This is a genomic window from Mycobacterium cookii, assembly GCF_010727945.1.
Classification (GTDB): domain Bacteria; phylum Actinomycetota; class Actinomycetes; order Mycobacteriales; family Mycobacteriaceae; genus Mycobacterium; species Mycobacterium cookii.
In genome coordinates this window covers 4,745,240-4,771,887 of sequence record NZ_AP022569.1, presented here as the reverse complement: position 1 = coordinate 4,771,887, position 26,648 = coordinate 4,745,240, and the positions used below count along the sequence as shown (strand labels likewise).

Below are 26,648 nucleotides of genomic sequence, written 5' to 3'. Positions count from 1 at the left end.
TGATCACAGGCCGACGGTGGCCCGGAAAATCTTCGTCGGTTCGTGCGCGATCAGCCGGATCGGACCGTCGTCAGCGGCCACCCAGGCGGCCGCACCGCGGGTGAGCGTCAACTTCTCGGACTTGCCGCAGACGGCCGTCGAACCCTCGATGCACAACAGGATCTGCGGGCCGTCGTGGCGCGACGGAGCGTCGACCTCGTGGCCCACCTGCTCGCCCTCGAGGCTCAGCACCGACGCCGCGAATTCCTCGGCGGGCGTGTCGTAGACCAGTGCCAGCCCGTCGTGATGCGTCGGCGCGCGCAGATCGGATTCGGTGCTCGGCGTGAAGTTCAGCACCTTGAGCAACTCGGGGACATCCACGTGTTTGGGCGTCAGGCCACCGCGTAACACGTTGTCGGAGTTGGCCATTATCTCCATCCCGACGCCGCGCAGATAGGCGTGCAGATTCCCGGCCGACAAGAAGATTCCCTCGCCGGGTCCCAGTGTGATCCGGTTCAGCAGCAGCGCGGCCAGCACACCGGCGTCACCGGGATAACGCTCACCGAGCTCCAGCACCGTCTTGGCCTCCGCAGCGAATTCCGTTGCACCAGAACTGACATAGTGGATCGCGCCGTCGAGCACCGCAGACACCAACACATCGATGTCGGGCTGCGGAGCGGTGATCCACGTGGTGAACAACGCCCGCAGACCGTCGGCGTCGGATTGGTCGTTCAGCAAGTCGATGTAGGGATCCAGGTCAGACACCGCCAGCGCCCGCAGCAATTCGATGGTGTGCGCGGCGGGACGGAAACCCGCCAGCGCCTCGAACTGATGCAACGCCACCAACAACTCCGGCTTGTGGCTGGAGTCGCGGTAGTTACGCACCGGCGAGGTCACCGCAATGCCGAGACGCTCCTCGCGCAGGTAGCCCTCGGCGGCTTGGGCGGCGCTGGGATGCGCCTGCAACGACAGCGGCTCGTCGGCGGCCAGTACTTTGACCAGGAAGGGCAGCGCATCGCCGAACCGGGCACGGGCGGCCGGGCCGAGCTGGCCGTCGGGATCGGCGATCACGGCCTGCAGCAACGACACTTCGCCGCCCGGCCCTTCCAGGAACGCCGGATCACCCGGATTGGCACCCAGCCAGAGCTCGGCTTCCGGGTGGGCGGCGGGCACCGGGCGACCAGTGAACTCCGCGATGGCGGTCCGAGACCCCCACGCGTACGTCCGTATCGCTCCGCGTAGCAACTCCACTTGGCTTTACCTCAGAACCAGTTATCCCCGCACCAGCCGCAAATAAACCGCCGCCATCTCCAGCCGGACCGCCAATATAGCCAGCTGCAGCTCGGCCCGACCCGCAGCGACCGGAGCCGGCCGGCCTTCCGGCAGGTCGGGCACGTCCTCGGCGCCGACGATGTCGACATCGTCGAACGCGGCGACCCGGGATGCGACGACCGCCCGTTCGTCACCCAGCGTCAATGCCAGCACCCGCAGGCGCTCGGCGATCGGCCCGTCGATCTCCTCGTCATGGAACAGGGCATCGGCCGGGTCGACGAACCCCGGCCCGGCTCCGGTCTGCAACGCTGCCAGGGCGTCGGCCAGGCCCGCTGCGGCCGCCACCTCCTGCGCGACCCTCAGCAGCACCGAGCAACCGTGCCGGGCCAGCGTCAAAGTGGCGGCGTTGTCGCCGGCCAGCACGAGGCGGCGTCGCGAGATTCGCTCGACCAGCGCTTTGGCTGGATTGGTGAAGATCTCGCGGCTGGCGCTGTTGCGCAGCGCCTCGGCGTCCAGCTCGTCGGCCAGCGCGGCAAGGTCGACGCTCAGCCGAGGGTCGACGCTCTGCAGGGCGGCCAGCCCGACGGCCAGGTATCGACTCAACCCGAACTCGGCGGCGACCGGTAGCCGCGGCTCGAGCACCGCCGCCCGCCCGGCCGTGGCGTCACGCAACGGGCCTTCGTAGGGTGCGGCGACCACGACTCGCGCGCCGCGGCGCACTGCGCTCGCGGCGGCTCCGACCAGCGCCGGATCGCCGGGGTCGTCGCCGGCGACGATCAGCACGTCCAACGCGCCGATCCAGGGCGGCGCTTCGGCTGCGATCACGATCGGCGCCGCTGCTGATCCGCCGGACGTCGCGGCCAGCAGGGTCCCCGCGGTCTCGGCGGTACCCCGGCCGGCAACCCAGATGATGGTGCGCGGACGGTCGTCACCGCCGATGGAGTCCAGGGCGCCTTCGTCGAGTGCGGCAGCGACCGCGCGCACCTGCGCACCGCCCATTGACGCCGCCCGCAGCAGGCCGTCCCGGTCGGCGGCCAGCAGCCCGTCGGCGTCGTCGAGGTCGATCGTGGCCTGGGCCGCGTTCACGTGACCGCCTCCGGTTGGCCGACCAGCTCCGCCTGCCGCTGGATCTCGCCGGCCACGTGCTCGACGACGTTGTCCACGTCCTCGACGCAGCGGCCTTCCACATTCAGTCGCAGCAGCGGTTCGGTGTTGGAGCTGCGCAGGTTGAACCAGCTGCCCTCACCGAGATCGACGGTCACTCCGTCCAGGTGGTCGATGGACTGGATCCGGCTGCCGAACGACCTCAGCACCGCCTCGACGCACGACTCGGCGTCGGCCACGGTGAAGTTGATCTCGCCGGACGCCTCGTAGCGCTGGTAGTCGGCGGTCAGCTCGGACAGCGGCCGCTGCTGTTCGCCGAGTTCGGCCAGCACGTAGAGAGCGGCCAGCATGCCGGAGTCGGCGCCCCAGAAGTCGCGGAAGTAGTAGTGCGCGGAGTGTTCACCGCCGAAGATCGCGCCGGTGTCGGCCATCAGGGCCTTGATGTAGGAGTGCCCGACCCGGGACCGAACCGGCGTGCCACCGCGTTCTACGACCAGCTCGGGCACCGCCCGGGAGGTGATCAGGTTGTGGATGACCGTCGCGCCGATCTCGCGGTGCAGCTCGCGGGCGGCGACGAGCGAGGTGACCGTCGACGGCGAGACCGGCAGGCCGCGTTCGTCGATGACGAAACAGCGGTCGGCGTCGCCGTCGAACGCCAGCCCGATGTCGGCGTTGTTCTCCCGCACGAAAGCCTGGAGGTCGGCCAGGTTGGCCGGGTCCAGCGGGTTGGCCTCGTGGTTGGGGAACGAGCCGTCGAGTTCGAAGTACAACGGCAGCAACGTGATCGACTCGATCGCTTCGAGCACCGCGGGTGCGGTGTGGCCGGCCATCCCGTTGCCCGCGTCCACCGCGACCCGCAGCGGACGCAGGTCGGAGGTGTTGACCAGCGAACGCAGGAACTCGCCGTATTCGGTCAGCACGTCTTGGTCGGTGATGGTGCCGTTGGTCCCGTCGTAGGCGGGAATCCCGGCGATGATGTCGTCGCTGATCGCGGCCAGCCCGGTGTCCGCACCGACGGGCTTGGCGCCGGCCCGGCAGAGCTTGATGCCGTTGTAGGCGGCCGGGTTGTGACTCGCGGTGAACATCGCGCCCGGGCAGTCGAGCAGGCCGGACGCGAAGTACAGCTGGTCGGTGGACGCCAGCCCGATCCGGACCACGTCGAGGCCCTGGCCGGTGACACCGCTCGCGAAGGCCGCCGCGAGGCTCGGCGAACTGTCCCGCATGTCGTAGCCGATGGCGACCTGCCGCGCGCCCTCGTCGCGCATCAGCCTGGCGAACGCCGCGCCGACCTCGGCGACGAACGACTCGTCGATTTCGTCACCGACCAGACCGCGCACGTCATACGCCTTGATCACACGGTGGACAGCCGCAGCGGGCCGAGACATCGAGGGGCTCCTGACGACGGGGACACTTGCTCGTCAGCCTATCTCGGTAACGAGGCGGACCGTTGCGGTCCGCTGAGGCGCCGAGTAATCAGACCCAGCTCGGTAACGAGGCGGACCGTTGCGGTCCGCTGAGGCGCCGAGTAATCAGACCCAGCTCGGTAACGAGGCGGACCGTTGCGGTCCGCTGAGGCGCCGAGTAATCAGACCCAGCTCGGTAACGATGCGGACCGTGCCGGTCCGGGCCGGGCTTGCTAGTCGGCGGGGTCGGGCAGCACCCGAAGATGACCGCGACGGCGGCCGGTACCGGCCGGGCGCTGGACGGGCGACGTCAGTACACCGGCAGCCGGCGCCTCGGCCGGGGCGGCGTTGAAGTGTCCACCCGGATCGTGAAATCCGTTGACCGGGGCGGCACCACCGACAACTTCACGACCCTCGCGGACCGCTTCGGCCAACGCGATCAGATCGTCCTCGTCCGGGTTGGTGGCCAGCGGGCCGGAGTGCCGGACGAGTTCCCAGCCGCGGGGCGCGGTGATACGGCCCGCATGGCTGACACATAGGTCCCAGGAGTGCGGCTCGTGGGCGGTCGCAAGCGGACCGACTACCGCCGTCGAATCCGAGTACACGAAGGTCAGCGTCGCCACCGCGTAATGCGGACACCCGGGTCGGCAACAGCGACGCGGAACGTTCACGATCGAGAGGTTATCGCGCGAAATCGTCCAGGCGGCATCGGACACGCGCATTCCGTCGGCACGGTATGCCCAACCGTTACCATCGCCGCATGAGCCACTCGCGCGGCGGCCGCCCGATGGGCAGACGAGTCTCGCGACGCGGCCGCGACATGCGGGGCCCACTGCTGCCGCCGACGGTGCCCGGATGGCGCAGCCGTTCCGAACGTTTCGACATGGCTGTGCTCGAGGCTTATGAGCCCATCGAGCGTCGGTGGCAGGAGCGCCTCTCCGGGCTCGATGTGGCGGTCGATGAGATCCCCCGGATCTCGGCGAAGGATCCCGATAGCGTGCAGTGGCCGCCGGAGGTGGTCGCGGACGGGCCGATTGCGTTGGCCAGGTTGATCGGCGCCGGCGTCGATGTTCGCGGAAGCGCGACGCGCGCACGAGTTGTGTTGTTCCGCAAGCCGATCGAGCGGCGCGCGAAGGACACGGTTGAATTGGCTGAGTTGCTGCATGAAATTTTGGTGGCTCAGGTGGCCACCTATCTGGACGTCGAACCTTCGGTCATCGACCCGACGCTCGACGACGAATAGTCATTGATCGCAGACGCGATCGCGGCGGGTCGCCCGCCGGCGTCCGGGCGGTCGGGTCAGATGATTCCGCGCTTGAGGCGACGGCGTTCCCGTTCGGAAAGCCCGCCCCAGATGCCGAACCGCTCGTCGTGGGCCAAGGCGTACTCGAGGCATTCACTCCGCACCTCGCAGCCAAGGCAGATCTTCTTGGCCTCGCGGGTGGAGCCGCCCTTCTCGGGGAAGAACGCCTCGGGATCGGTCTGAGCACACAACGCCCGGTCCTGCCAACTGTCGGCCTCAACCTCTGTGGCCTCGAATTCGTCGACGACCGCATCGGGGACCAAACTCAAATGGGGCCTTGAGGTTTCCCCCATTGTCGGCCATCCGAGAGTGGTGTGCGGGGTGCCTCCTACTAGGCCCCGAAGGTGCTCATAGGACATGCTCCGCCTCCTCACTTTGTTTTGTTGATCGGGAATCACCACTGTTTTGATGTTCGGCCATCTCGATTCGAACAGATGATCGAATCTCGGTCTGCGACACCGAATCCGGTTGGCTTACCGAAATGACACTGCTGTGATTACACACGGGTAAGGAGCGCTTTGCAAGCGATTCGGGAGATTTCCATATCATCTCGTGACCGTTTCTTTGCGCCTCTGATGCCGTTGTGCCCGCGGCGTGTCGGTCACACCCGTCACAGCGGTCGCTGGGCACGTCGGCGGTCGGGCTCGCGCGTACTGTCGTGCGGTGTGAAGGTCACGGTTCTGGTCGGCGGGGTTGGCGGCGCCCGCTTCCTGCTCGGCGTCCAACAGCTGCTCGGTCTGGGCCAATTCGCTTCCGCGTCAGCGCCGGCGGGCGATCACGAGCTGACCGCGATCGTCAACATCGGCGACGACGCCTGGATGCACGGCGTGCGCATCTGCCCCGACTTGGACACCTGCATGTACACCTTAGGTGGAGGTGTAGACCCGGAGCGGGGCTGGGGTCACCGGGACGAAACCTGGCACGCCAAAGAGGAACTCGCCGCCTACGGCGTGCAACCCGACTGGTTCCAACTGGGCGACCGCGACCTGGCCACCCACCTGGTGCGCAGTCAGATGCTGCGGGCCGGCTATCCGCTGTCCGAGGTGACCGCGGCGTTGTGCGACCGCTGGCAGCCGGGCGCGCGACTGCTGCCCGTCAGCGATGACCGCTGCGAAACGCACGTCGTCATCACCGATCCCGCCGACGACAGTCAGCGCGCGATCCACTTCCAGGAATGGTGGGTGCGCTATCGCGCGCAGCTACCGACGCACAGCTTCGCCTTCGTCGGCGCCGAAAAGGCCAAAGCGACAGCGGAAGTCACCGATGCCGTCGCATACGCCGACGTCGTCCTGGTCGCGCCGTCGAACCCGGTGGTGAGCGTCGGCGCGATCCTGGCCGTACCCGGTATCCGCGCGGCGCTGCGATCCACTGACGCTCCCGTCGTCGGCTACTCCCCGATCATCGGCGGAAAGCCGTTGCGCGGGATGGCCGATGCGTGTCTGGACGTGATCGGCGTGGAGTCGACCGCCGACGCGGTGGGGCGGTACTACGGCGCGCGGGCAGGCACCGGCATCCTGGACTGCTGGCTGGTTCATGAAGGCGATCACGCCGACATCGACGGCGTCGCGGTGCGTTCCGTGCCGTTGCTGATGACCGCCCCGAAGGCCACCGCCGAGATGGTGAGCGCGGGCCTGGAGCTTGCGGGCGTGGCGGTATGACCGCCGGCGACGATGCAGAGCGCAGCGATGAGGAGGAGCGGCGCAATATGCCACGCGCCGAGGAGCACGGCACCGCGTCGCCGATCGAGATCCTGCCGGTCACCGGACTTCCCGAATTCCGCCCCGGCGACGACCTCGGCGCTGCGCTGGCCACCGCGGCCCCCTGGCTGCGTGACGGCGACGTGCTCGTGGTCACCAGCAAGGTGCTGTCCAAATGCGAAGGCCGCCTGGTGCCAGCACCGGAAGACCCCGACGAGCGGGATGCGTTGCGGCGCAAGCTTGTCGACGCCGAGGCCGTCCGCACGCTGGCCCGCAAAGGTCGCACGCTGATCACCGAGAACAAGCTGGGCATCGTGCAGGCCGCATCCGGAGTGGACGGATCCAACATCGGCACCGACGAATTGGCGCTGCTGCCAGTCGATCCCGACGCCAGCGCGGCGGCGTTGCGGGCCGCGCTACGCAGGAGCCTCGGTGTCACCGTCGGCGTCGTCATCACCGACACGATGGGCCGCGCGTGGCGCAACGGCCAGACCGACGCCGCCGTCGGCGCGGCTGGGCTCGAGGTGCTGCACGGCTACGCGGGCGCGGTCGACCGACACGGCAACGAACTGGTGGTCACCGAGGTCGCCGTTGCCGACGAAATCGCCGCGGCGGCCGATCTGGTCAAGGGCAAACTGACCGCGATACCGGTGGCCGTGGTCCGTGGGCTGCCCGCCGGCGTGGTGTCCGACACCGACGCCACCGCACGTCAACTCGTGCGCCCCGGCATCGACGACCTGTTCTGGCTGGGCACCGCCGAGGCCCTGGAGTTGGGCCGCCGGCAGGCCCAGTTGCTGCGCCGCTCGGTGCGGCAGTTCGGCGACGAACCGGTGCCGCCCGAACTCGTCGAGCAGGCCGTCGCCGAGGCGCTCACCGCGCCCGCACCACACCACACCCGACCGGTGCGGTTCGTCTGGCTGCAGAACCCCGCGACGCGAACCCGCCTGCTCGAGCGGATGCGCGACAAGTGGCGCTCGGACTTGTCCGGTGACGGCCGACCGGCCGACTCGGTCGAACGCCGCGTGGCGCGCGGCCAGATCCTCTACGACGCGCCGGAAGTCGTCATTCCGTTCATGGTTCCCGACGGTGCGCACAGCTATCCCGACGCCGCGCGCACCGACGCCGAGCACACCATGTTCACCGTCGCGGTCGGTGCCGCCGTGCAGGCCCTGCTGGTGGCATTGGCGGTACGCGGTGTCGGCAGCTGTTGGATCGGCTCGACGATCTTTGCCGCCGACCTGGTCCGCTCGGAACTCGACTTGCCCCAGGACTGGGAACCGTTGGGCGCCATCGCCATTGGTTATCCGGAGCAGCCCGTCACCGAGCCACGTGATCCGGTGCCGGTCAGCGATCTGTTGGTACGCAAGTGAGCGTGCACTCCACCGCGATCGAGTTGCTGACCGACTGGCAGGCACCGGACCGGTGGCAGGATTCGCTGCGACACGCGGTGCTGGCATTCTTGGATGCCCGCGACGACGCCTGCCGTCGCGAATGCGTACCGGGACACATCACCGCATCGGCGATCGTGCTCGACCACACCGGCAGCCAGGTGCTGCTGACGCTGCATCCGCGGCTGGGTCGCTGGGTGCAATTGGGTGGGCACTGCGAGGATTCCGACGTCGACATCCTGGCGGCGGCGCTACGGGAGGCCACCGAGGAGTCCGGCGTCGACGGCCTGCGGATCGCGCCCACCCTGGCCGCGGTCCACGTGCACGCGCTGACCTGCTCGCTGGGCGTGCCGACCCGTCATCTCGACTTGCAGTTCGTGGCGCAGGCGCCGGCCGGGGCGCAGATACAGCTCAGCGATGAGTCGGTGGACCTGCGATGGTGGCCGATCGACGCGTTGCCGGCCGGCTCCGACGACGCGCTGGCCTACCTCGTCGGCCGCGCTCACACGTCGCTGGAGTAACGGATCCCGTGGTCGGGAATGCGGACGCCAGGCCAGACCCGCGCACCGCGCAATAGCTCGCAGCGGGCCCCGATGTCGGCGCCGTCGCCGATCACGCCGTCCCGGATCAGCGCCCGCGGACCGATCCGCGCGCCGAATCCGATGATCGACCGCTCGATGACGCTGCCGGCCTCGATCCGCACGCCGTCGAAGATGACCGCGCCGTCCAACCGGGCGCCGGGGCCGATCTCGGCGCCGCGTCCGACGACAGTGCCTCCGATGATCACCGCGCCGGGCGACACCGCCGCACCGTCGTGCACCAACTGCTCGCCGCGATGACCGCCCAGCGCCGGTGAGGGTGCGATGCCGCGCACGAGGTCGGCCGACCCGCGCACGAAGTCCTCCGGTGTGCCCATGTCGCGCCAGTAACTGGTGTCGACATAGCCGCACACCTTGACGCCCTCGGACAACAGCGCCGGAAACACCTCACGCTCGACCGACACTTCGCGGCCCCGCGGGATGCGATCGATGATCTCGCGGGTGAACACATAGCAGCCGGCGTTGATCTGGTCGGTCGGCGGATCTTGAGTCTTCTCCAAAAATGCTGTCACACGACCGTTTTCGGTCGGCACGCAACCGAACGCCCGCGGGTCGCCGACCCGCACCAGGTGCATGGTGACGTCCGCCTGCTGCTCGTGGTGGTACGCCAGCAGCTGGCCGAGATCGCATCCGGACAGCACGTCACCGTTGAACACCAGCACGGTGTCATGACGCAGATGGTCTGCGACGTTGGCGATTCCGCCACCGGTGCCCAACGGATCCTCTTCGGTCACGTACTCGATCTGCAGGCCCAGTTTCGACCCGTCGCCGAATTCGGCTTCGAAAACCTTTGGCTTGTATGACGTACCCAGAACCACGTGCTCGATTCCGGCGGCGGCGATCCGCGACAGCAGATGGGTGAGGAAGGGCAGTCCGGCGGTGGGCAGCATCGGCTTCGGCGCCGACAACGTCAACGGCCGGAGCCGAGTTCCCTTGCCGCCGACCAGGACGACTGCATCCGCTTCTGTCATTGGAGCCACTCCTCCTCATCGCTCCGCTCTGCATCGTCGTCGGCTCGAGTCATTGGAGCCGCTCCTTGTCTTTTCGCGTCATCAGCCGCACCCGCGCCGCCAGGCCGGCCCGGAAGGCCCAGCGCAGCGGCGCGCGCCACGGTCCGGGATGCCGGTCGGCGAGATAGGTGTAGGTGCTCTTGTGGTGTGCCGCCAAGTTGTGCGCCGACGCCCGCGCGGTGGCGTGCCCCTTGTGGTGCAGCACTTCGGCGGACGGCACATAGACATTGAGCCAGCCCGCCTTGCCCAGGCGATCACCCAGGTCGACGTCTTCCATGTACATGAAGTAGCGCTCGTCGAAACCGCCGATCTGCTCGAATGCCGCGCGGCGCACCAGCAGACACGATCCGGACAGCCAGCCGACCGGTCGCTCGCTGGGGTCCAGCCGCTCCTGGCGGTAGGTCGTCGACCACGGGTTGCCTTTCCAGAACGGTCCGACTACCGCGTGCAGGCCGCCGCGGACCAGGCTCGGGAGATGGCGCGCCGACGGGTACACCGACCCGTCCGGGTCGTGGATCAGCGGACCGAGGGCACCCGCCCGCGGCCACCGGGCCGCGGCGTCCAGCAGCGCGTCGATGCTGCCGGGGCCCCACTGCACGTCGGGGTTGGCCACGATGATCCACTCGTCGGCGTCCCCCACCTGTTCGATCGCGCGGTTCACCGCGCTGCCGTAACCGAGGTTGGATCCGGTGGAGAACAGTCGCACGTCCGGGTAGCGCTGGACCGCGGCCTCGGGTGCGCCGTCGGTGGAGCCGTTGTCGGCCATGAGCACGCTGACAGGCCGCGCGGTCGCATGCGACAGCGATGCCAGGAACCGGTCCAAATGCTTGCCCGGTGAATAGGTCACCGTGACCACCGGCAGGACGTCACTCACGGGTCGAGACTAGCGGTCAGGGACGCGAAGCCGCCTCGAGAGCACGAGCCAGCGCGTCCTGCCACGGCGGCAGCGGCGTCAACCCGGCCTGGGCCGACTCCCGACTGGACAGCGCCGAATACGCCGGCCTGGCAGCCGGCCTCGGGTTGTGGTCGCTGCTCACCGGCCGTATCCGCTCGGGGTCGGCGCCGACGCCCTCGAAAACCGCACGGGTTTGCCCGAAGCGGGAGACCTCGCCGCCGTTGGCCGCGTGCGCGATGCCGGTCGGCGGGTGCACGCGGCCATCGACCACCTCAAGCAAGGCGCCGACCAGGTCACCGACATAGGTTGGCGAGCCGATCTGGTCATCGACCATGTCGATCGCCTGGTCGCCCGCGGCCACCCTGCGCATGGCTGCGACGAAGTCCTTGCCGTCTCCGCCGGTGTAGACCCAGGCGGTGCGGACCACGACGGCCTGCGGCAAGGCAGCCAGGACCGCCTGTTCGCCGGACAGCTTGGTCTGCCCGTAGACGCTCAGCGGCCGGGTCTCATCTGACGGTTCGTAAGGGTGCGGCGCGGCGCCGCCGAAGTCGCCGTCGAAGACATAGTCGGTGGAGATGTGGACCATCCGCGCGCCGGCCCGCGCGCAGGCCTGCGCGATGTACTGCGGACCGGCCGCATTGACCGCGTGCGCTCTGGCCTGATCGCTCTCCGCGCCATCGACGTTGGTGTAGGCCGCACAGTTGACCACGACGTCGCCGCTGTGCACGACCTGCTCCGCCAGCGCCGGGTCGGTGATGTCCCACTGCGACGACGTCAGCGCCAGCACATCGCGACCTTGTCGAGTCGCCTCGGCCGCCAGGAAGCTGCCGACCTGTCCGCCGGCGCCGGTGATCACGAGTCTCTGAGCCACGGGTAACGAGTCTGGCACGCCGACGCGGCGCTACCAATGATCGCACTGTGACGAAAGTAGTCTGTTGTGATGCCTGAGCAACGCGTGGCGCGTGTGATTGCGACTGTGGCGGCCGCGGCGGTCGTTCTGGTCACCGGGGTGGCGTGGAGCAAGGTCCGCTCTTTCGAGGACGGGATCTACCACGTCTTCGCACCCTCGCTGGGTCATGGCGGAGACGACGGCGCGATCGACATTCTGCTGGTGGGCATGGACAGCCGCACCGACGCGCACGGCAACCCGCTGAGCCAGGAGGAGTTGGCGTCGCTGCGAGCGGGCGACGAGGTGGCCAGCAACACCGACACGATCATCCTGGTGCGCATCCCGGACAACGGGAAGTCCGCGACCGCCATCTCGATTCCGCGCGACACCTATGTGACGGCACCCGGTCTGGGCAAGACCAAGATCAACGGCGTATACGGCCAGACCAAGGAAGAGAAGCGGGTCAGTCTCGTCGAGTCGGGCGTCGCCGCGGCGGAGGCCGAAACGCAAGGGACCGAGGCCGGCCGCGAGGCGCTGATCAAGACGGTCGCCGACCTGACCGGCGTCACCGTCGACCACTACGCCGAAATCGGGTTGCTGGGCTTCTCCCTGATCACCGACGCCCTCGGCGGCGTCAACGTGTGCCTCAAAGAGCCTGTCTTCGAACCGATGTCGGGGGCCGACTTCCCGGCCGGACCGCAGAAGCTCAACGGCCCGCAGGCACTGAGTTTCGTCCGGCAGCGGCACGAACTCCCCCGCGGCGACCTGGACCGGGTGGTGCGACAGCAGGTGGTGATGTCCTCGCTGGCCCATCAGGTGATCTCGGGCAAGACGCTGTCCAGCCCGAAGACGATGAACCGCCTGCAGCAAGCCATTCAGCGCTCGGTGGTGCTGTCTTCCGGTTGGGACATCATGGATTTCGTGAACCAGCTACAGAAGCTGGCCGGTGGCCGGGTCGCGTTCGCCACCATCCCGGTTCTCGACGAGTCCGGCTGGAGCGACGACGGTATGCACAGCGTGGTGCGAGTCGACCCGCATCAGGTGCAGGACTGGGTCAGCGGGCTACTGCAGGATCAGGCGAAGGGCAAGACCGACGAGCTGACCTACAGCCCCGAAAAGACCAGCGCCAGTGTCGTCAACGACACCGACATCAACGGGCTGGCCGCATCGGTGTCGCAAGTGTTGAGCTCGAAAGGGTTCGGCACCGGCGCGGTCGGCAACAATGACGCCGCGCATGTCACCAGCAGCCAGGTACAGGCCGCCAAGGCCGACGACCTGGGCGCGCAGGCGGTCGCCAAAGAACTCGGCGGGCTTCCCGTCGTCGCCAATAAGTCGATACCGCCGGGCTCGGTCCGGGTCGTGCTCAGCAACGACTACACCGGCCCGGGCGCGGGCCTCGGCGACGGCCGGGCCACGATGGCGGCAGCAGCAAGTGGGGGGTCGAACTCCGGCGGATCGGCGCACTCTGACGCGCCCCCGCCGTCGCCGATCCTGACCGCGGGCTCCGACCACCCGGAGTGCGTCAACTGAACGTGACAACTCTCAGCGCAGCGATTCTGGATCCGATGCTGCGCGCCGACCCGGTCGGGCCGCGCATCACCTACTACGACGACGCCACCGGCGAACGCATCGAACTGTCCGCGGTCACGCTGGCCAATTGGGCGGCCAAAACCGGGAACCTGTTGCGCGACGAGTTGGGCGCCGGACCGGTCAGCCGGGTGGCGGTGCTGCTGCCGGCCCATTGGCAGACTGCGGCGGTGTTGTTCGGCGTGTGGTGGATCGGCGCCGAGGTGGTGCTCGACGGCTCGGCGGCCGACGTGGCGTTGTGTACGGCCGAGCGCCTCGAGGAGGCGGACGCCACCGGCGCCGGCGAGGTGGCGGTGCTGTCGCTGGACGTATTCGGCCGGCCGGCGCCCGACCTGCCGATCGGCGTCACCGACTACGCGACCGCGGTGCGGGTGCACGGCGACCAGATCGTCGGCGAAGCTCATCCCGGGCCGGCGTTGTCCGGCCGATCGGTCGACGAGGTGCTCGCGGCCTGCCAAAATGCTTCTGCGTCGGAGGGTTTGACGGCCGACGACCGGGTGCTCTCGACCGCCTCGTGGGATACGGCCGACGACGTGATCGCCGGCCTGCTGAGCGTGCTCGCGGTTGGCGGATCGCTGGTTCAGGTCGCACATCCCGATCCGGATGCGTTGCAACGCCGGATCGAGACCGAAAAGGTCACCCGCACCATCTAGCCACTCCCGCCACAGCAGCCCCCAGCCCGTAGCGGCGGCCCGGCCAGCCGGGCATCCGCCGCTGAGCGCCCGGCTGGCCGGGGGAACGAGGCCGTGCGCCCCGCCGCCCAATTCATATTGATATCGCTATATGTGGATGTTATCGTCGTCGAAAGTCGATGCTGGGCCGTGACGGGAGGACGTTTCGCGATGGTGGTGCAGGGATTCTTGGGTAAGGCAGCCGGGACGGTGGTCACCGGCGTTGTCGGCGTGAGCGCCTATGAGCTGCTACGCAAGGCCCTGGCCAAAGCTCCTCTGCACGACGCCGCCGTCACTGCGACCGAGTGGGGCCTGCGCGGGACCCGGCGGGCCGAGGAAGCAGCGGAATCCGCCCGGCTGAAGGTGGCCGACGTCGTCGCCGAAGCCCGTGAGCGTATCGGCGAGGAGGCACAGCCTCCGGCCATCGGCGAGCACGAGCACGACCACGAGCACTGAGCGCAGTGCCTGACTTGGAGGTCATCTCCGACGCGGCCGGGCGCATGCGGGTGCGGGTGCCATGGGTGCGCGCGAACTCCCGACGGGCGGTCGCGGTCGAAGAAGCGGTGGACAAGCAGCACGGAGTCCGTGCGGTGCACGCCTATCCGCACACCGGTTCGGTCGTGGTGTGGTATTCGCCGAAGCGTTGCGATCGGACCGAAGTGCTGGCGGCGGTCGCGTCCGCCGAACACGTTGCCGCCGACCTGATTCCGGCTCGCACCCCGCGATCGTCAGACATCCGCAACACCGAGGTGCTGCGGATGGTGATCGGCGGCACGGCGCTGGCGCTGCTCGGGATTCGCCGCTACGGATTCAGCCGGCCGCCGCTGCTGGGCCCGTCCGGTCAGCTGGTCGCCACCGGCGCAACGGTATTCATGGGCTACCCGTTCCTGCGCGGCGCGCTGCGCTCGCTGCGGTCCGGGCGCGCGGGCACCGACGCGCTGGTCACCGCGGCGACCGTCGCCAGCCTGGTGTTACGCGAGAACGTGGTCGCGCTCACCGTGCTGTGGCTGCTGAATATCGGTGAGTACCTTCAGGATCTGACGCTGCGCCGGACCCGGCGGGCGATCTCCGATCTGCTGCGGGGCACGGCCGACACGGCGTGGATCCTGCTGAGCGACGGTAACGAGGTACAGGTCCCGGTCGACAGCGTGCAGATCGGCGACGACGTCGTGATTCACGACCATGTCGCGATACCGGTCGACGGTGACGTGGTCGACGGCGAGGCGATTGTCGACCAGTCCGCGATCACCGGCGAGACCCTACCCGCGAGCATCGTCGCGGGCGCAAGAGTGCACGCCGGTTCGGTGGTGCTGCGCGGCCGTCTGGTGGTGCGCGCTCGCGCGGTCGGCAACGAGACCACGATCGGCCGGATCATCTCCCGCGTCGAAGAGGCGCACCACGATCGGGCGCCCATCCAGACCGTCGGCGAGAACTTCTCCCGCCGCTTCGTGCCGATCTCGTTCATCGTCTCCGCGGTCACCCTGGCCCTCACCGGAGACGTCCGGCGCGCCATGACCATGCTGCTGATCGCCTGCCCGTGCGCGGTGGGCTTGTCGACTCCGACCGCGATCAGCGCGGCGATCGGCAACGGCGCGCGCCGTGGCATCCTGATCAAGGGCGGGTCGCACCTCGAACAGGCCGGCCGAGTGGACGCGATCGTCTTCGACAAGACCGGAACGCTCACGGTGGGCCGCCCGGTGGTGACGAACATCATTGCGCTACACGATGATTGGCAGCCCGAGCAGGTGCTCGCCTATGCGGCGAGCTCAGAGCTGCACTCCCGGCACCCGCTGGCCGAAGCGGTGATCCGGTCGACCGAGGAGCGTCGCATCACGATTCCGCCGCACGAGGAGTGCGAGGTACTGGTCGGCCTGGGCATGCGGACCTGGGCGGACGGGCGGACGTTGCTGCTGGGCAGCCCGTCGCTGCTGCGCTCAGAAAAGGTCAAGGTTTCGAAGAAGGCGGCCAACTGGGTCGACAAGTTGCGCCGGCAAGCCGAAACGCCGCTGCTGCTCGCCGTCGACGGCATGCTCGTCGGGCTGATCAGCCTGCGCGACGAAATTCGCACCGAAGCGCCAGACGTGCTGAAGAGGTTGCGCTCCAACGGAATTCGCCGCATCGTCATGCTGACCGGCGACCACCCCGATATCGCGCAAGTCGTTGCCGGCGAACTCGGTATCGACGAGTGGCGCGCCGAGGTACTACCCGAGGACAAGCTCGCAGCGGTCCGCAACCTGCAAGACGAGGGCTACATCGTCGGGATGGTCGGTGACGGCATCAACGACGCCCCCGCGTTGGCTGCGGCCAACATCGGCATCGCGATGGGCCTGGCCGGCACCGACGTCGCGGTCGAGACCGCCGATGTCGCACTGGCCAACGACGACCTTCGTCGCCTGCTCGATGTCGGCGACCTGGGCGCCCGCGCCGTCGACGTGATCCGGCAGAACTACGGCATGGCGATCGCCGTCAATGCCGCCGGGCTGCTGATCGGCGCCGGCGGTGCCCTCTCACCGGTGCTCGCGGCGATCCTGCACAACGCATCCTCGGTGGCCGTCGTCGCTAACAGTTCACGGCTGATTCGGTACCGCTTGGACTGAACGAGTGCACCGACCATCGGATCGGTGTCATGATGCCTCGATGTCTACTCCCCTCGACCCTGTTGCCAGCGAACGGCTGTCGCACGCCGACAAGGTCTTCACGTCCGACCTGTCCATCAACGAGTTCGCGCTGTTGCACGGAGCCGGCTTCGAGCCGCTCGATCTGGTGATGGGCGTGTCGGTCTACCACGTCGGCTACCAATTCGCCGGTATCCGGCAACAATCCGAGCTGCCCGTGCTCACCGAGGCGACCTATCGGGCCCGCTGGAATGCGATGGCCCGCATGCAGGCCGAAGCCGACGCGCTGGGTGCGGACGGTGTCGTCGGTGTGCGGCTGGAATGGCGTCAGCACGGTGCCGAATCCGAGCATCTGGAGTTCATCGCGGTCGGAACCGCAGTCCGCTACACCCCGAAGCCGGGCGCATTCAAACGCGGCAACGGACAGGCGTTCTCCAGCCACCTATCCGGACAGGACCTGGCGACTCTGCTTCGATCGGGCTGGGCGCCGGTGGCATTCGTCATGGGCAACTGCGTGTTTCACATTGCCGCGCAAGGCTTTATGCAGACGCTGCGACAGATGGGCCGCAACTTGGAGATGCCGCAGTGGACGACGGGAAACTACGAAGCCCGCGAGCTGGCCATGTCGCGCATGCAGAGCGAAGCCGAGCGGGACGGCGCATCCGGGGTCGTCGGCGTACATTTCGCCATTCAGAACTATGCGTGGGGCTACCACACCGTGGAGTTCTACGCCGCCGGTACCGCCGTGCGCCGCAGTGGCACACCCGAAACCATCGCACCGTCGTTCGTGCTCGCCATGAACGACTGATGGCCGCATTCGACGCCGAGCGAGTAAGTCGCACCGTCACCGACGCGCTGGCCGGACCGGGCGGGATCGCGTTGGTCGTCAACGTCTTCGCCGGGCTGCCGGGTGTCACGCACACCGCTGCCCGTCGGGGGATGTTCCGGTCACAACCTGCACGGCTGCAGATCGGCGACTGGCGTTACGAGGTGACACCCGACAACCGGTTGAGTGCGGCACACGTGGTCGCAGGCATCGTGATCGGCGAGGAGGTGGTGTTGGCCGACGCGGTGGGGCCGCATTTGGCCCGCTCCCTGGGGCAGATCGTCGCCCGCCACGGTTCGACAGTCATCCCCTACATCGACGCGGCAGTGGACGCATTGCGCGCCGGCGCGGGCTGATTGGCTACCGGCGGGGCCGAAGGGGTGCGATAATGCCCGGGTTAGGCGATGACGATGTAGGAAGCCGGTGCGAATCCGGCGCGGTCCCGCCACTGTTATCGGGGAGCGAACCTCACTAGCCACGGCCGCGAGCTGGAAGGCGAGGTAAGCAGCGATCCGAGAGCCAGGACACTCGCGTCGTCGCATCCTGCAACCCGGGGCGGTCGACCCTGAGAGAGCTGGCGAGCGTCGGTGTCACGCGCCTTCTTCACCCACCCTGCGCACAACTGCGCTGTCTTCGAGCCAAGCGCTGCGGCGGTCCTTGCCGAGATCGCACAGATCAACGACTACTTCGCCGTCGGCACCGGGCCGGTCGACGGTGGCTGGCGGCCGTTAGCGCAGCTCTACACCGATCACGCAATGCTCCACGGCGTTATCGCTCGAGTGCAGACCCACGTCCGCGCGCCGGAACGGCGGGTCGCGGCGTCCATTTTCTTCCTCGGCTTTGCCGCGCGGTTGTGGTCGATCGGGCTCGGCGCCGTCGTCGGCCACGGTCTGCTGCCCGACTTTGCCGCCGACCGGCTGCTGTTCCGCGAAACTGGCGGCCGGATCGCGCTGCACATCGCCCATCCCGTCGGCCGGCGCGGCGACGATCTCGAGCTGAGGCTGGCCGACGCTGTCCTCGACGGGCACCTCACACCGCTGGGCACCGCACTGCAGCCGATCTCGCGAGAGTTGCTGTGCGGCAACGCGGCGTCCGCACTGCTCGGCGCCGCCCGGCAATACGACCACCACCGGGCTACGACCTCACCCGGTCCGGGCCGCCGCCTTGCCCGCAGCTTGTGCGACGACGAACGACTCAGCGGGGCAATGGTTTTCGGTGACGCCGGCTATCGGCGCTCCAGCTGCTGCCTTTACTACAGCACAGCCGATGGCGGGCTCTGCGGTGACTGCGTCTTCGAGCAGACGCCCCGCGCTCTGGGCAGAAAGGACGCGTCATGACCGCGCCGATCTGGATGGCTGCGCCCCCCGAAGTGCATTCCGCGTTGTTGAGTAGCGGACCAGGGCCGGGTTCGCTGCTCGCCGCCGCTGAGGCGTGGAAAGCGTTGAGCGTCAACTACACCGAGACCGCCGATGAGCTGGCCGCGGTGCTCGACGGTGTGCAGGCGGGAGCGTGGGCCGGCCCGAGCGCCGCAGAATACGTGGCCGCGCACGCGCCGTATCTGGCGTGGCTGACCCAGGCCAGCGCCGACGCGGCCGCCACCGCTGCCCAGCAGGAAGTCGCGGTAACGGCCTACACGACCGCGCTGGCCACCATGCCGACGCTCGGTGAACTGGCCGCCAACCACGCCACCCACGCGGTGCTGCTGGCGACGAATTTCCTTGGCATCAACACCATTCCGATCACCGTGAACGAAGCCGACTACGCCCGGATGTGGATTCAGGCCGCCACCGTCATGGGCACCTATCAGACCATCTCCGGCGCGGCGGTGGCAGCCTCACCGCAGACCACCGCGGCCCCGAAGATCGTGAACGCCACTGCGACAGCGTCTCCCGCCGCCTCGGCCGCGTCCTCGCCCCCGGACACCGAGGACCAGTGGCTGGCCTGGCTGCAGAAAATCGGATACACCGACTTCTACAACAACGTTCTGCAGCCGTTGATCGACAATTTCTACAACAACCCCTTCCTGGTCGCGCTGTTCACCCAAATCGATCCTTACCTGCTCCAACTCGGCAACCCGCTGTCCTTCCTCAGCCCGTACAACATCGCGTTCGCGCTGGGCTACCCGTTGGACATCGGTTCCTACGTCGCCTACCTGTCCGAAACCTTCGCCTACATCGGGGCCGACATCACTGCGGCGTTCGCCACCGGCAACCCGTACGCGATCGGCCTGACCCTGGTGCTCGACACCGTCGAAGCGATCGGCACCGTCATCACCGACACCATCGCGTTGATGAAGACCCTGCTCGAATCGGTTGCGGTGCTGATCCCCACCGTGTTGCCGCTGTTGACCGTTCCGCTGATTCCGTTGGCGGCGGCCCCGTTGGCCGGCTTCGCGGGCCTGGCCGGGTTGGCGGGCCTGGCCGCCATACCGCCGATCCCCGTTCCGCCGCTCCCGATGCCGCTCGCCATGGCGGCGCCTCCGGGCCCGACGCCCGTGCCGACACCCGCCCCGGCGCCGGCCCTCGTGCACGCCCCGGCCGTCACCGCGGCGGCCGCACCGCCCGCTCCCCCGCCACCGCCGACGCCGGCCGGGCCGCCGCTGGCCACCATGCAGGGTTACCTCTACATGGTCGGGATCCTGTCCGCGACGGCGCGCCGAGCGGCCAACCAGGCCGCCAAGGCCAAGGAAGCGCAACCGGCCGTGGGCACCGAAAACCCCGCCGCCGCGCCGTCCCCGAAAGCGACGCCCACCGGCCGGCGCCGCCGCGCCACCGTCGAACGGCTCGGGCGCGGCCACGAATACGTCGATCTCGACGACGAGCCGACCGTCACGCCGTCGACGCAGGGGGCCGGGCCGCTCGGCTTCTCCGGGACCGCCGCGAAAGTCAGCGGCGGGGCTGCGACAGGCTTGGCCACATTGGCCGACGACGATTACGGCAGCGGGCCGCGTATGCCGATGATGCCGGGCACCTGGGGCGCCGACTCCCCCGATGCGGCCGACTGACCGACCGACCGGCTGAGCTCGCGTTTGAGGATCTTTCCGCCCTCGTTGCGGGCCAGAATGGCCACGTTGGCGCCCGGTCCAAGCCCGAGGCGGCGCCACTCGTTGGCCAACGCGTTGGTCCGGCTGTCCAGGTCGCCGAAACTGAGCGCCCCACGCTCGTCGATCAGCGCCGGTCGCTCGCGGTCGCGCGCGGCGGTGATCAGCGTCGCCGCCCCCAACAGGCCGTACCGGTCAAGCCCGCGCAGCACCGCCCCGATCCGGTCAGGCGGCATCAACCGCAACCCACCGGACCGCGCAAACAGCAGAAGCGACCAGATTTCCCACCCGAGGCGCCGAAACGCTTTTGCGGTCAGTGTCACCAGGTCGACGCTGCCGCCGGGTGCAGGTCACCGACTAGAGCGCAACGCCATCAGCCGCGGGGTCTTTCGGACCTTGCCGGCCAGGTGTCAGCAGCAGTCCTCGCCGCGCCACGTCTTGACACCCTGCCAGACCGCGACGGCGGCGATGCCCAGGCCGATCGCCGGATCGAACCACCAACAGCCCGGCCAGAATGCCAGCACCGCCAGGCCGATCAGCACCGCCGCGGCCTGCGCCCCGCACAGATAGTTCTGCGTGCCTTCGCCCTCGGTCGCGGCTGAGCCCAGCCGATGGGCGAGGACGTGCTTGGCGTGCCCGAGGGTCGGCATCAGCACCAAAGAGGCGGCCGTCAGCACGATGCCGATCACCGATGTCTCGGCGTACTCCCTGTCCAGGAGGTGGTGCACGGATTCCGCGGCGATGTAGGGCGCCGTCAGCCAGAACGACAGGGCGACACCACGCTCGGCGCGTCGCTCAGCGGTCGGTGACGACGTGCGCGTTCCGGAAAACCGCCATGCGACCATCGCGCTGGCCAGCGCCTCGGGCAGGCTTCCCAGCGCCCATCCGGTCAAGGCGATCGATCCGACCGACAGCCCCTGCCACAGCCCCACCACACCCTCGCTGAGCATGGCGAGCATGCTCACCCAGGCCAGCCGCCAGGCCCAGCGCGCACTCCGCTGCCAGCGTGCGTCGTGAGCGACGGCGTGCCCGTTACCGGCACAGCAGGCGTCGGCGACGAGCCCGGCTGGGTCGCCGATCGCACGGGATTCGGTCACCCAGCGATGTTAAGCCAACTGTCTAAGCAGGAGGCAGCGGCCGCTTCAGCGTGCAGACGATGCTCCACTCGAAGTAGAACTCGCCACCCTTGTCGTACCCGGCGAAGTGGTGCGAAACCTGCGCCCGCTGCACCGAGGAGTTCACGATCTCCCAGCCCTGTTCGCCGTAGGCGTTGGTCTGCCGGGTGATGTCGTCGATCACGGTTTCCAGGGATTCGTTCTTCACATGGATGAAGGTGGTTTCCCAACGCTGCGGATGCCAGTTGGCGTCTGACGCCAGTCCCGACGCAGACCCTGCCGAAGGTGCGCTCATACGGCGGCACCGTACGCCGCTGCGACCGCTCGAACGTGAATGAAACCTGGCCGACGCGTTAATGGCTTCCGACGAGCCGAGTCTCAGCAGCGGCTCGCTACGCTGGCCGGTATGGCACGCATCGACAACGACACCTGGGATTTGGCGACCAGCGTGGGAGCGACCGCCACCATGGTCGCCGCGGGCAGAGCCCGGGCGACCAGAGAGCGGCTCATCGACGACCCGTTCGCCGAGCCGCTGGTACGGGCGGTCGGCGTCGACTTCTTCACCCGATGGGCGGCAGGCGAACTCAGCGCCGACGAGGTCGACATTCCCGGCCATCCGTGGGGCATGCAGCCGATGACGGACTTGTTGACCGTGCGCACCCGTCTCATCGACCAGTTCATCGGCGACGCAACGGCTTCCGGTCTCAGCCAGGCGGTGATTCTGGCCTCCGGGCTGGACGCCCGCGGTTACCGGCTGTCCTGGCCCGCCGAGACGGTGGTGTTCGAAATCGACCAGCAACAGGTCACCGACTTCAAGACCGCGACGCTCGCCGGCGCCGGTGCCGAGCCGACCGTCGACCTGCGCGCGGTCCCGGTCGATCTGCGTGACGACTGGCCCGCAGCACTGCGCCACGCCGGTTTCGACCCGCAGCGCCCGACCGTGTGGGTCGCCGAAGGCCTGTTGGCCTTCCTGCCGCCGGAGGCCCAGGATCGCTTGCTGGACAACATCACCGACCTCAGCGCCGCGGGCAGTCGGCTGGTGGTGGAGATCTTCTTGAGCACACCGGAATCGCTGGAGGTCATGCACACGACGTCGCAGAACTGGTATGAGCACGGCCTCGATGCCCGCCTCGACGACCTGTGGTACGGCGGCGAACGCCACGACGTCGCGCCCTATCTCGATGAGCGGGGTTGGCAGACGACCAGGCACCGGTCCGCTCAGCTGTTGGCCGACGCGGGATTACCGGTGCCGCAACGCAACGATGGTCAGACCGAAAACTATTACTGCACAGCACAGCTCACTGGCAATTAGCTTTTACGGCGGTATCCGTCGATCTCATTCTCTTCTAGAGCCTGTGCGAGTTGTCGGCCCTTGGCGGTAAGCGCCAGCCACGCCGAGAACATCCACTTCTCGGGATCGTCATAGTGTCCGACGTACGCGTGGGAGATCTTGTGCAGCGAATGCTCGAGCGAATGATGCCAGGCGACAAAGCGACGCGACTTCCCGCGCAGCGCTTCCAGAAGCAGTCCGTTGCGCACGGCCTCGCGTCCCGGTGCCCGTCATGGCGGTCAGCGTAGGCGTTCGCGTCGTTCACCGATACCGCGGGCGGACAGGCAATGCCCTGTAGCGTGCTCTCATGGTGGATTTTGCTCTGCGCTCGTGCGGTTTACGTGGGCACGCGACATTTGCTCCCGACGAGCCGAACCTTCGTGAGCGCCTGAAAGCCGACACCCCCGCGGGCGAGGCGTGGCGTTGTTTGCGTTGCGAGACCTTCGTCGTGGGCCCGCCACGCCGCAGCGGCCCGGCGAACACCGCCCCGGAAATTCCGCGTGGACGATTCCTGCGGGACCGGACCCTGATGCGAGCACTCGCCGTCGAACGTGCCTTTCGCTGCGTCATCTTCGCTGCGGTGGCGGCCGGGGTGTTCAAGGTCAGTGGATCGCGCGAGCGGTTGCAGCACGCGCTGGAGCAAGACATTCCGCTGCTGCAGCCCCTGGCCAACCAGATCGGCTGGGATCCGGAGAACTCCAAGCTCGTTCGTCATATCGCGCACGCGTTCGCGCTGTCCTCGTCGACACTGCAATGGATCGCCATCGGCCTGGCCGGCTACGCGCTGATCGAACTCATCGAGGCGGTCGGGTTGTGGCTGATGAAGCGGTGGGGTGAGTATTTCGCGGTGATAGCCACCAGCGTCTTCCTGCCGCTGGAGATTTACGAGCTCACCGAAAAGATCACGGCCATGCGGCTTGTCGCGCTCGTCATCAACATCGTCGCGGTGATCTGGCTGTTGTGGAGTAAGCGGTTGTTCGGCCTCAACGGCGGCAGCGAAGCGTACCGACAGGAGCACGAAGCTGAAAGCCTACTGAGTGTCGAACAGGCCGGTGCCGCCGAAACTGTCTCCGGCGCAACGGCGTAACTCACGATTCTGTCTGCAATGCGGCCTGGTGCTGCAACGCGTAGGCGACGGCATGCGTGCGGTTCTCCGCGCCGAGCTTGGCCAGGATGGCCTCGACGTGGTGGCCGACGGTCTTGGGACTGATATGCAGCTCGGCCGCGATCTCTCGGTTGCTGCGACCGGCGACGAGCAGATCGAAGACCTGACGCTGGCGGCCGGTCAGCGCATGCGGGTCTGACAGCGTGTCGGCTCGACGGGCGCGAGGGGCACGCTCCCGCAGAGCGGCCAGGCGCTGCTGAGCGCGACGGGCCGCCGCTTTCGCGCCGAGGCGCCGGAAGGCGGCCAGCGCCGTCGTCACCGCCGCGGCATCGCCGCCGAGCTGGGCCAGCGCCGCGTCGTACGGGCAGCCGCGGCGGACCCACTCGTCGGCGGCGCTCTGCCAGTCCCCGCGGATCTCTGACTCGAATGGCGTGCCGGCGTCGCCGTCGGTGGCCTCACATGTGCCGCCGGCCAGCCGAATCCAACGGCGCAACTGGTCGACCTGCCATCGGTCGGCGTGTTCGTGTGCGGCCGCCAGCCCCGCGTGCGCTTCGGCCAGCGCCGTCTCGTCATCGCCGCTGAGCCAAGCTATTTCGGCGCGTGCCGCTGAAACCGCACCCAGGTGGACCAGGTCACCGGGTTGGGCTCCGGAGTCGACATCGCTCGGCAGCGCAACCACAGACTGCCGACCGCGCCGCGCGTCGATCAGCGCGAGTGTCACCAGCGGCAGAATCCGGTGCTGCGGGCTGAGCTCGGGCCGGGTCACGATCTGTTCGGCGGTGACGGCGGCGCGATCCCACTCGCCGCGGTGCAGCTGCGCCAGCGTCGCCGCGGCGGTCAACAGCGCGCTGAACATGCCGAGGTCGCGGTCATCGCAGAACTGTGACGCTTCGGCCAGATATGTCTCAGCGCGGTCCAGCTCGCCGCGCAGCACGGTGTACCAGCAGATCAGCACACCGAGCACCGCGGCGTGCTCCTCGTATCCCGGCGTCGACAGCGCCTCGCGCCACACCGCCCCCAGCTCGTCCCAGCCAGTGCCGCTGCTGAAGACGGCGGTCAGCGCGAGGTACCCGCGCGCGCGGATACCGATTGCAGGATCGGCCAACTCGACACCGAGGGTCACCGCGCTGGCCGCGTAACGGGCGCACACCGGATCCAGCGCGAGGGCGCTGATGTGGGCCATGTTGAGCAGCGACCAGGCCAGCTGCGGCGACGGGCCGAGGTCCTGCAGTAGTCCTAGCGACGCGTGCGCCGCGTCGATGGCCTCGCCGGCACGCCCCAGCGGCTGCAACAGCCTCGACAGCCAGCGCAGGTCGTCACCCTCTTCGAGCCGATGACCGAGGTTGCGGCGCAACGCAATCGCATCCCGCAATGCGGTGACGGCCGGTTCGGCCTGCCCGCTCAGGTAACACGCGAAGGCGTAGCGTTCGAGCCAGACGACTCGTTGTTCATCGGCGACGGCGTCGGCATGGCGAAGCGCAAGGGCATACAACTTCGCGGCCTCCCGGTTGGCACCGAGCGCCGCGGACCGATCGGCCGCGGCAATGCCGTGGCGCACGGTCGCGTCCCGTTCACCGGCTTGGTCGGCGTGAAATGCCAATGCCGCCAGCGTGTTCGGGTCGATTGGCGGCTGCGCCAGAACGGTTAGCGCGCGCCTGTGCAGTTCGGTGCGATCGAAGTCGGGGATCTGCGCCAGGGTGGCCCGGCGGGCGAGTTCGTGGCGGAACGCGACCAGCTCCCCCTCGGCATTCAGCACCCCGGCGCCGAGACATTCGTACAACGCCGTCCGGGCTTCGGGACACATCTTGTCCAGCAGGGCGATGTCGGCGCGCGGCCCGCACACCGCGACCGCGTGCGCGGTTTCCCGCGCCTTCGCCGACAGCCGGGCCAGCCGACCGCACACCGCCTCGGAGATGCTGCGCGGCAGGCCTTTCCGGGTCAGTGCGACCGGTCCGGCGGCCAGCACCTCGGACACGAAAAACGGGTTACCGCCGGTGACCTCGTGCAACTGCTCGGCGTTGACTCCGGTGCCGGCGGCCAGCGCCGCCACCGCCGATAAGCTCAACGGCGACAACCCGATTCGGGTCACCGCGGCGCAATTCGCCAAGTCCCCGAGCGTCACCGCCAACGGATGCGCCGGCGACAGCTCGTCGTCACGGAAAGAAATCACCAACAGCAACCGCAGGGCGCCGATGCGGCGCGCCAAAAACCGCACCATGTCGAGCGTCGCACCGTCGGCCCAGTGGGCGTCCTCGATCACCCATACCCACCGGGCCCGGTCGCCCAAAGCGCACAACAGCTGCCGATAGATCTGCGCGGTATCCCCGGACTCGACGGCCGCAGTCAGCCCTGCCGCCGCGGCGACGTCCAGCCCCGGAAGAGCGTCGGTGAGTGGGCCCAGTGGGCGTGGTGCGCCCAGTGGGTCGCACCAGCCCTGCAGTACCCGCAGCTCGGGTCCGAGTTGCTTGACGAAATTGGCCAGCACGGTCGTCTTGCCGATGCCGGCCTCCCCGCGCAACAACACCACTTCGCCGCCGCCGCGAGCCATCCGGCGCGTCGACAGCTTCAACTGCGCCAGCGGCGCCTCGCGCTCGAGCAAGTTGCCCGGCAAGGTCGGCCCCTCCTCGCCTCGGTCTTACCGCGACATGTCGCCGAAGATAGGGAGTTTTCCCCATAACGTGAGCTCGGCTGCGAGCACGCACTGAGGCGCGCGCGTCGGCGGGCCGACGCGGCTAAAGCAAACGCAATCCCGGGACATGGTGCGAATGCATATTAATCGCGCGGTACCCGGGCCGCATGGCAACAGCAAATTGACAAAAG

At 68.4% G+C, this 26,648-nt stretch carries 27 protein-coding genes and 1 riboswitch; of the genes, 14 read left to right on the top strand and 13 right to left on the bottom strand.

What is annotated here, in order from left to right; translation table 11 throughout:
* Positions 1–3: 3 nt before the first annotated feature.
* The 4 genes from manA to G6N27_RS22405 all read right to left on the bottom strand — a co-directional run bounded on the left by manA (position 4) and on the right by G6N27_RS22405 (position 4,429).
* Positions 4–1,230, bottom strand: a complete 1,227-nt coding sequence (gene manA / locus G6N27_RS22420; protein ID WP_163780245.1) for a mannose-6-phosphate isomerase, class I — start codon at positions 1,228–1,230, stop codon at positions 4–6.
* Between the two features lie 21 nt (positions 1,231–1,251).
* On the bottom strand, positions 1,252–2,337 hold the full coding sequence (locus tag G6N27_RS22415; RefSeq protein ID WP_163780243.1) for a TobH protein: 1,086 nt from the start codon (positions 2,335–2,337) through the stop codon (positions 1,252–1,254).
* Positions 2,334–3,740 (bottom strand): phosphomannomutase/phosphoglucomutase, encoded by a 1,407-nt coding sequence (locus G6N27_RS22410; protein WP_163780241.1) that lies wholly within the window; start codon positions 3,738–3,740, stop codon positions 2,334–2,336. The genes G6N27_RS22415 and G6N27_RS22410 overlap by 4 nt, the downstream gene beginning before the upstream one ends.
* Positions 3,741–3,991: 251 nt before the next feature.
* On the bottom strand, positions 3,992–4,429 hold the full coding sequence (locus G6N27_RS22405) for a DUF3499 domain-containing protein (RefSeq protein ID WP_197746514.1): 438 nt from the start codon (positions 4,427–4,429) through the stop codon (positions 3,992–3,994).
* Positions 4,430–4,578: 149 nt separating this feature from the next.
* On the opposite strand from G6N27_RS22405, the gene G6N27_RS22400 reads away from it, so the two are divergent.
* Positions 4,579–5,001, top strand: a complete 423-nt coding sequence (locus G6N27_RS22400) for a metallopeptidase family protein (RefSeq protein ID WP_163782182.1) — start codon at positions 4,579–4,581, stop codon at positions 4,999–5,001.
* 56 nt (positions 5,002–5,057) lie between these two features.
* Here G6N27_RS22400 and G6N27_RS22395 read toward each other — a convergent pair whose 3' ends face one another.
* Positions 5,058–5,420: a WhiB family transcriptional regulator gene (locus G6N27_RS22395; RefSeq protein WP_232064748.1), complete on the bottom strand. Its 363-nt coding sequence runs from the start codon at positions 5,418–5,420 to the stop codon at positions 5,058–5,060.
* Positions 5,421–5,726: 306 nt separating this feature from the next.
* On the opposite strand from G6N27_RS22395, the gene cofD reads away from it, so the two are divergent.
* The 3 genes from cofD to G6N27_RS22380 are packed head-to-tail and all read left to right on the top strand — an operon-like array spanning position 5,727 to position 8,667.
* Entirely contained in the window at positions 5,727–6,719 is a 993-nt protein-coding gene (gene cofD / locus G6N27_RS22390; protein WP_163780237.1) for a 2-phospho-L-lactate transferase, read from the top strand.
* A gap of 47 nt (positions 6,720–6,766) precedes the next feature.
* Positions 6,767–8,128, top strand: a complete 1,362-nt coding sequence (locus tag G6N27_RS22385; RefSeq protein WP_163782178.1) for a coenzyme F420-0:L-glutamate ligase — start codon at positions 6,767–6,769, stop codon at positions 8,126–8,128.
* Positions 8,125–8,667 (top strand): NUDIX hydrolase, encoded by a 543-nt coding sequence (locus G6N27_RS22380; RefSeq protein ID WP_163780235.1) that lies wholly within the window; start codon positions 8,125–8,127, stop codon positions 8,665–8,667. Before G6N27_RS22385 ends, G6N27_RS22380 begins: the two co-directional genes overlap by 4 nt.
* On the opposite strand, the gene manB is transcribed toward G6N27_RS22380, so the two are convergent.
* The 3 genes from manB to rfbD are packed head-to-tail and all read right to left on the bottom strand — an operon-like array spanning position 8,649 to position 11,521.
* Entirely contained in the window at positions 8,649–9,716 is a 1,068-nt protein-coding gene (manB, locus tag G6N27_RS22375) for a mannose-1-phosphate guanylyltransferase (protein WP_163780233.1), read from the bottom strand. The two genes, G6N27_RS22380 and manB, sit on opposite strands and share 19 nt — an antisense overlap.
* A gap of 49 nt (positions 9,717–9,765) precedes the next feature.
* Complete coding sequence (locus tag G6N27_RS22370) at positions 9,766–10,611, bottom strand: glycosyltransferase family 2 protein (protein ID WP_163782177.1); 846 nt, start codon at positions 10,609–10,611, stop codon at positions 9,766–9,768.
* 34 nt (positions 10,612–10,645) lie between these two features.
* Entirely contained in the window at positions 10,646–11,521 is an 876-nt protein-coding gene (gene rfbD / locus G6N27_RS22365; protein WP_163780230.1) for a dTDP-4-dehydrorhamnose reductase, read from the bottom strand.
* Positions 11,522–11,590: 69 nt separating this feature from the next.
* Between rfbD and G6N27_RS22360 the strand changes: the two genes are divergently transcribed.
* The 8 genes from G6N27_RS22360 (at position 11,591) to G6N27_RS22325 (ending at position 20,242) form a co-directional block, all read left to right on the top strand.
* Positions 11,591–13,069: an LCP family protein gene (locus G6N27_RS22360; RefSeq protein ID WP_163780229.1), complete on the top strand. Its 1,479-nt coding sequence runs from the start codon at positions 11,591–11,593 to the stop codon at positions 13,067–13,069.
* A 35-nt stretch (positions 13,070–13,104) separates the two neighbouring features.
* Positions 13,105–13,779 (top strand): TIGR03089 family protein, encoded by a 675-nt coding sequence (locus tag G6N27_RS22355; RefSeq protein WP_163782175.1) that lies wholly within the window; start codon positions 13,105–13,107, stop codon positions 13,777–13,779.
* Positions 13,780–13,968: 189 nt separating this feature from the next.
* On the top strand, positions 13,969–14,253 hold the full coding sequence (locus G6N27_RS22350; RefSeq protein ID WP_163782173.1) for a DUF1490 family protein: 285 nt from the start codon (positions 13,969–13,971) through the stop codon (positions 14,251–14,253).
* Positions 14,254–14,297: 44 nt separating this feature from the next.
* Entirely contained in the window at positions 14,298–16,394 is a 2,097-nt protein-coding gene (ctpC, locus tag G6N27_RS22345; RefSeq protein ID WP_163782171.1) for a manganese-exporting P-type ATPase CtpC, read from the top strand.
* Between the two features lie 40 nt (positions 16,395–16,434).
* Positions 16,435–17,220, top strand: coding sequence for a heavy metal-binding domain-containing protein (locus tag G6N27_RS22340; protein ID WP_163780227.1), 786 nt, complete (start codon positions 16,435–16,437; stop codon positions 17,218–17,220).
* The gene (locus tag G6N27_RS22335) at positions 17,220–17,594 is read left to right on the top strand and encodes a DUF5073 family protein (protein ID WP_163780225.1); all 375 of its coding nucleotides are present in this window, start codon (positions 17,220–17,222) and stop codon (positions 17,592–17,594) included. Before G6N27_RS22340 ends, G6N27_RS22335 begins: the two co-directional genes overlap by 1 nt.
* Before the next feature lie 15 nt (positions 17,595–17,609).
* Positions 17,610–17,788: riboswitch (cobalamin riboswitch) on the top strand.
* Between the two features lie 37 nt (positions 17,789–17,825).
* Positions 17,826–18,575, top strand: coding sequence for a (2Fe-2S)-binding protein (locus tag G6N27_RS22330; protein ID WP_163780223.1), 750 nt, complete (start codon positions 17,826–17,828; stop codon positions 18,573–18,575).
* A complete protein-coding gene (locus tag G6N27_RS22325; protein WP_163780221.1) occupies positions 18,572–20,242 on the top strand; it encodes a PPE family protein in 1,671 nt (556 codons plus the stop codon). Before G6N27_RS22330 ends, G6N27_RS22325 begins: the two co-directional genes overlap by 4 nt.
* On the opposite strand, the gene G6N27_RS22320 is transcribed toward G6N27_RS22325, so the two are convergent.
* The 3 genes from G6N27_RS22320 to G6N27_RS22310 all read right to left on the bottom strand — a co-directional run bounded on the left by G6N27_RS22320 (position 20,170) and on the right by G6N27_RS22310 (position 21,688).
* Positions 20,170–20,601 (bottom strand): AMP-binding protein, encoded by a 432-nt coding sequence (locus G6N27_RS22320; RefSeq protein ID WP_163780218.1) that lies wholly within the window; start codon positions 20,599–20,601, stop codon positions 20,170–20,172. The two genes, G6N27_RS22325 and G6N27_RS22320, sit on opposite strands and share 73 nt — an antisense overlap.
* 87 nt (positions 20,602–20,688) lie before the next feature.
* Positions 20,689–21,357 carry a cation transporter gene (locus tag G6N27_RS22315; RefSeq protein WP_232065153.1) on the bottom strand — a complete coding sequence of 223 codons (669 nt, stop codon included), beginning with the start codon at positions 21,355–21,357 and terminating at the stop codon, positions 20,689–20,691.
* 40 nt (positions 21,358–21,397) lie between these two features.
* Positions 21,398–21,688 (bottom strand): hypothetical protein, encoded by a 291-nt coding sequence (locus tag G6N27_RS22310; RefSeq protein WP_163780217.1) that lies wholly within the window; start codon positions 21,686–21,688, stop codon positions 21,398–21,400.
* Between the two features lie 111 nt (positions 21,689–21,799).
* Here G6N27_RS22310 and G6N27_RS22305 point away from each other — a divergent pair, with 111 nt between their 5' ends.
* Complete coding sequence (locus tag G6N27_RS22305) at positions 21,800–22,705, top strand: class I SAM-dependent methyltransferase (protein ID WP_163780214.1); 906 nt, start codon at positions 21,800–21,802, stop codon at positions 22,703–22,705.
* Here the strand turns inward: G6N27_RS22305 and G6N27_RS22300 are convergent.
* Positions 22,702–22,932: a hypothetical protein gene (locus G6N27_RS22300; protein ID WP_163780212.1), complete on the bottom strand. Its 231-nt coding sequence runs from the start codon at positions 22,930–22,932 to the stop codon at positions 22,702–22,704. The genes G6N27_RS22305 and G6N27_RS22300 overlap by 4 nt on opposite strands.
* Before the next feature lie 98 nt (positions 22,933–23,030).
* Between G6N27_RS22300 and G6N27_RS22295 the strand changes: the two genes are divergently transcribed.
* Positions 23,031–23,810: a DUF2127 domain-containing protein gene (locus tag G6N27_RS22295; RefSeq protein ID WP_163780210.1), complete on the top strand. Its 780-nt coding sequence runs from the start codon at positions 23,031–23,033 to the stop codon at positions 23,808–23,810.
* Between the two features lies 1 nt (position 23,811).
* Here G6N27_RS22295 and G6N27_RS25580 read toward each other — a convergent pair whose 3' ends face one another.
* Positions 23,812–26,439 carry an ATP-binding protein gene (locus G6N27_RS25580; RefSeq protein ID WP_163780208.1) on the bottom strand — a complete coding sequence of 876 codons (2,628 nt, stop codon included), beginning with the start codon at positions 26,437–26,439 and terminating at the stop codon, positions 23,812–23,814.
* Positions 26,440–26,648: the final 209 nt, after the last annotated feature.